The 4,983-nt window shown below is 66.3% G+C and carries 5 protein-coding genes; 3 read left to right on the plus strand and 2 right to left on the minus strand.

Annotated features, from left to right (window positions below; genetic code table 11):
* Positions 1-1,095: serine hydroxymethyltransferase (gene glyA, locus B4A72_RS01400; protein ID WP_292977987.1), on the plus strand; the 1,095-nt coding region annotated here is incomplete at its 5' end.
* 83 nt (positions 1,096-1,178) lie between these two features.
* Here the strand turns inward: glyA and B4A72_RS01405 are convergent.
* Both B4A72_RS01405 and B4A72_RS01410 read right to left on the minus strand, forming a co-directional pair.
* A complete protein-coding gene (locus B4A72_RS01405) occupies positions 1,179-2,132 on the minus strand; it encodes a 1-phosphofructokinase family hexose kinase (protein ID WP_292954497.1) in 954 nt (317 codons plus the stop codon).
* Complete coding sequence (locus B4A72_RS01410) at positions 2,129-2,536, minus strand: metallopeptidase family protein (protein WP_292954494.1); 408 nt, start codon at positions 2,534-2,536, stop codon at positions 2,129-2,131. Before B4A72_RS01410 ends, B4A72_RS01405 begins: the two co-directional genes overlap by 4 nt.
* 82 nt (positions 2,537-2,618) lie before the next feature.
* Between B4A72_RS01410 and gltX the strand changes: the two genes are divergently transcribed.
* Positions 2,619-3,941 (plus strand): glutamate--tRNA ligase, encoded by a 1,323-nt coding sequence (gltX, locus tag B4A72_RS01415; RefSeq protein WP_292977988.1) that lies wholly within the window; start codon positions 2,619-2,621, stop codon positions 3,939-3,941.
* Between the two features lie 311 nt (positions 3,942-4,252).
* Positions 4,253-4,801 carry a hypothetical protein gene (locus tag B4A72_RS01420; RefSeq protein WP_292954488.1) on the plus strand — a complete coding sequence of 183 codons (549 nt, stop codon included), beginning with the start codon at positions 4,253-4,255 and terminating at the stop codon, positions 4,799-4,801.
* The last annotated feature ends 182 nt before the right edge of the window (positions 4,802-4,983 follow it).

Below are 4,983 nucleotides of genomic sequence, written 5' to 3' on the forward strand. Positions count from 1 at the left end.
GGCAAGCGCTACTACGGCGGCTGCCAGTTCGTCGATGTCGCCGAAACACTGGCCATTGAACGCGCCAAGCAGCTGTTCGATTGCGGTTTCGCCAATGTGCAGCCCAACAGCGGCAGCCAGATGAACCAGGCGGTGTTTCTGGCGCTGTTGCAGCCGGGCGATACCTTCATGGGACTCGACCTGAATTCGGGCGGCCACCTGACGCACGGGTCGCCCGTCAACATGTCGGGCAAGTGGTTCAACGTGGTCAGCTATGGCGTGCGTCAGCAGGACCAGCTTCTGGACATGGAGGCGATCGCCGAAAGCGCACGCCGGGCCAAGCCCAGGCTGATCGTGGCGGGTGGCACCGCCTATAGCCGCATCTGGGACTGGGCCGGCTTCCGCAAGATCGCCGACGAGGTCGGCGCCTACCTGATGGTGGACATGGCCCATATTGCGGGCCTGGTCGCTGGCGGGCAGCATCCCTCGCCCGTTCCGCATGCCCATGTCGTGACCACGACGACGCACAAATCGCTGCGCGGGCCACGCGGCGGGATGGTGCTGACCAATGACGAGGCGATCGCGAAAAAGATCAACAGCGCGGTGTTCCCCGGACTTCAGGGCGGGCCGCTGATGCATGTGATCGCGGCCAAGGCCGTGGCCTTCGGCGAGGCCCTGCAGCCGTCGTTCAAGGCCTATGCCGCGCAGGTCGTGAAGAACGCGCAGGCCATGGCGGACGAGCTGATGAAAGGTGGTATCGACATCGTCTCGGGTGGCACCGACAACCATCTGTGCCTTGCCGATCTGCGCCCCAAGGGCGTCACCGGCAAGGCCACCGAAGCCGCGCTTGGTCGCGCCCACATCACCTGCAACAAGAACGGCGTGCCCTTCGATCCCGAAAAACCCTTCGTCACCTCGGGCATCCGTCTGGGCGCGCCGGCGGGCACCACGCGCGGTTTCGGAGAGGACGAGTTCCGCCAGATCGCGCGCTGGATCGTCGAGGTCGTCGACGGGCTGGCCAGCAACGGCGAGGACGGCAATGGCGCGATCGAGGAAAAGGTCAGGGCCGAGGTCGAGGATATGTGCGGTCGGTTCCCGCTGTATTCCGGCATGTGATCGCCGGATTGCCTTGCCTGCCTGGGGGGGGGGTCGCGGCGGGGCGCCGGACGGAACCTGCGCCGGCGGCGCCGTTTCCCGGATCAGAGCCGCGAGACCGATCGCTGCGCAAACAGCCTTTCGACATCATGGGCGTGGCACAATTCGGTGGCCGGTGTCATCACCGCAGCAGAAGCCCCCGCCGCACCAAGCGCCAGCGCCTCGGGGACGGCCCAGCCGCGTGCCATGGCCAGGACATAGCCTGCCACGAAACTGTCGCCCGCGCCGACGGCGCTGACGACGGGCACCGGAGCCGCCTGGGCGTGCCATGCGCCTTCGGGACCGGCGATGACGGACCCGTCCGCGCCGCGCGCCACGATCACCGATTTCGCGGCCCCGTCGCGGACCAGCCCGGCGGCGAAGGCGGCGCTGTCGGCGCGCAGGGGCAGGGCGCGGCCGGCCAGCGCCTCGGCCTCGTGGCTGTCCATGCGCAGGACATCGACGGGGATGGATGATCCCGCCAGTGCGCGCAAGGCGTCGCCCGACGTGTCCACCAGCAGCCTTGCGCGCCCGTCCTGCAGCCGCACGGTCAGCATCTGTTCGAATCCCGGCGCGACCCCGGGCGGGTTCGAGCCCGACACCACCACCCAGCCACCGCCGCGCGCATGTTCGGCGATGGCCGACATCATGTCGGCGACCTGTGCCATGTGCCATTCCGGCCCCGGCATGACGAACCGGTATTGCCCGCCGTGGCGCCGGTCGGTGACGGCCAGCGATTGCCGCGTCTCGCCCGGTGCGGTCAGCCGGACCACGGACAGCCCGTCGGCCTGCAGCATACCGGCGATCCGGGCGCCCGTCGCCCCGCCAAGCGCCACCATCGCGGTCGATGTCCCGCCCATGATCTTGATCGCGCGGCTGACATTGATGCCGCCGCCGCCGGGATCGGCCACCGGCTTGTCGCAGCGCAGTTTCAGGTCGGGACGCACCGCGTCGGCCGCAGTCGACAGATCCAGCGCCGGGTTCAGGGTGACGGTCAGGATCGGTGCCTGATCCGTCATTCCCACCACCGGTCGATCCGCGCGATGTCGTCGTCGGACCAGCCGAAATGATGCGCGAATTCGTGGATCACGACATGGGCGATCAACTGGCCCAGCGTCACGTCACCCCGCGTGGCCCATTCGTCCAGCAGCGGTCGGCGGAACAGCCAGACGATATCCGGTCCGCCCGGCTGGTCGGCCACCGATTTCTCGGTCATCGGAATGCCGTCATAGAGGCCGGTCAGTTCGAACGGATCGTCGATCTGCAATTCGTCCAGAACCTCGTCGGGCGCGAATTCCGCCACCCGGATCGCCACATCCTGCGCAGGGCCGCCGAATTCCGCGGGCAGCGTGGCCAGCGCGGCGCGGGCCATCGCCTCGATCTCGGTCGCATCCGGGGCCGTCAGTTCGTTCCAGTCGCTCATCCGCATCTCCGTCGCCGCGCGCCTCACCGATATGGACAAAAAAGGCGGTCTGTGAAAGAGCAGCGGCAACAGGAGACGTTTCATGACCACCACCCGCTTCGCGCCGTCGCCCACCGGCCACATTCACGTCGGCAACCTGCGTACCGCCCTGTTCAATCATCTGATCGCGCGCCAGGCCGGCGGCAGCTTCATCCTGCGCCTCGACGATACCGATCAGGAGCGCAGCAAGCAGGAATACGTGGACGGCATCAAGCGCGATCTGGACTGGCTGGGCCTGCATTGGGACCGCGAGGAACGCCAGTCGCTGCGGCTGGACCGCTATGCCGAGGCCGCCGACCGGCTGCGCACCGACGGCCGATTGTACGAGGTGTTCGAAACCCCGGTCGAACTGGATCTGAAGCGCAAGAAGCAGCTGAACATGGGGCGCCCGCCGGTCTATGACCGGACCGGGCTGGCGCTTTCGGATGCCGACAAGGACAGGCTGCGGGCCGAGGGCCGCGAGGGGTATTGGCGGTTCCGGCTGGATCTGGAACGGATCGAGTGGGTGGACGGGATTCTGGGCGACATCTCGATCGACGCCGCCTCGGTCAGCGACCCGGTGCTGATCCGCGCCGACGGGCAGGTGCTGTATACCTTTGCCTCATCCGTCGATGACGTGGATATGGGCGTCACCCATATCGTGCGCGGATCCGATCACGTCACCAATACGGCGACCCAGATCCAGATCATCAAGGCGCTCGGTGGCACGCCGCCCGCCTTCGCCCATCATTCGCTGCTGACCGGTGCGCAAGGCGAGGAATTGTCCAAGCGCATCGGCGCGCTGTCGCTGAAGGATCTGCGCGAGGCCGGCGTCGCCCCCGAGGCGCTGATTTCGCTGATGGCGCGGCTGGGCTCGGGTCAGCCGGTGCGGCTGGCCAGCCTGGACGAGTTGGCGGCCGAGTTCGACCTGTCCCAGTTCGGCGCCTCGCCGACCAAGTTCGACGCCGAAGACCTGTGGCCGCTGACCCGCGAGAAGAATCAGGCGCTGCCCCTCGAGGCCGTGGCCGACCGCATCGCCGCGCTTGGCGTGCCGGCAGAGCAGGCCGAACGGTTCTGGCGCGTGGCCTCGCAGAACATCACGGTGCTGGACGATCTGGCCGGTTGGTGGCGCATCTTCAGCGAAGGCGCCGAGCCGCAGATCGACCCGGACGACGCGGAATTCGTTGTCGAAGCGATGAAACTGCTGCCGCCACCGCCCTATACCGAGACGACCTGGGACGAATGGACCACGCGCGTCAAACAGGCGACCGGCCGCAAGGGAAAGGGCCTGTTCATGCCGCTGCGCAAGGCCGTGACCGGCCAGGCCCACGGCCCCGAGATGGCCGAGGTGATGCCCTTGTTGCAGGTGGTCAGGGCGCGGGGCTGAGGCGATGGTCCGACAGTTGCCGTCGCGGCTTCGATGGCGGCACCCAAGATCAGGCGGAACGGCATGACACCCTCGTCCCAGCCGATGACAGAGACTGGCTGAGCGCAATCGCATGGGCGACGTGGTCACAAGGCTGGCTGCGGCATGGTCTGCAAGCCTGCTTTTTTCCCGCGATGCATGAAGGCTCCCGGTCGGGATCGGCAGGCAGGGCGAACACTTCCATGGCGCGAGCGCGATCACTCCGTTTCGCGTAGACAGGATCACGCGCCGCTGAGTATAGCGTGAGTGTGATGATTTGATTGGAGATTGAGATGCGTATCGGATCCGCGATTGCTGCTTTCGTGATGCTGGTCGGGACGGGGCACATGGCTTCTGCCGCCACCGTCATCAAGCAACCTTCGACGATCACTCTCGTCAGGCATGAGTATGATTGCAATTATTGCCAACCCGGCCAGGTAAAGCCGGTGGCAGGAATTCTGAATGGCCTAAGCACCGGGAATCCTGCCACCGGGATCGTCACATTCACTTTCGATGACGACTCGATGGCCATCGACATGCAATATGGAAACGGTCAGGAAATAAGCTCGCCTGGTCGCCTCGCGAAGTGGGAAGAAGGCGTATACTGGACTGTTGGCGCCGCTCCTGCTTGGCGCATCGACATCGACTGGGACACCATGTCGGGTCTTTTCAGCTACGAAGGCGACGAAACGCCGTATCTCTCTGCGTGGGCCGTGTCATTCTCGCCCAGCCCTGTTCCCGTGCCGGCTGGCGCCGCCCTCGTTCCTGTCGGGATCGGCGCTTTCGCCTTCCTGCGCAGGCGCCGGCGGGCGAATTCGGATGGCTCTCAGGCCGCCGGGTAGGGCCGACGAACACCGGTCTGCGCCCTGGTGGACCGCCATATTTCGGATCGGTCCGGATTGCCGGGCCGTTTGCCCGAGAATGTGATCGAGGGTGGCTCGGATCCGACATCCGCCGGACCTCCGCACGGTGTTCCCGCTTTCGCAATCAAGTCGGGGTTTCTGGTAGCGGAGGAGGGATTTGA

It is taken from the genome of Paracoccus sp. UBA5162, from assembly GCF_002413585.1.
Taxonomy (GTDB): domain Bacteria; phylum Pseudomonadota; class Alphaproteobacteria; order Rhodobacterales; family Rhodobacteraceae; genus Paracoccus.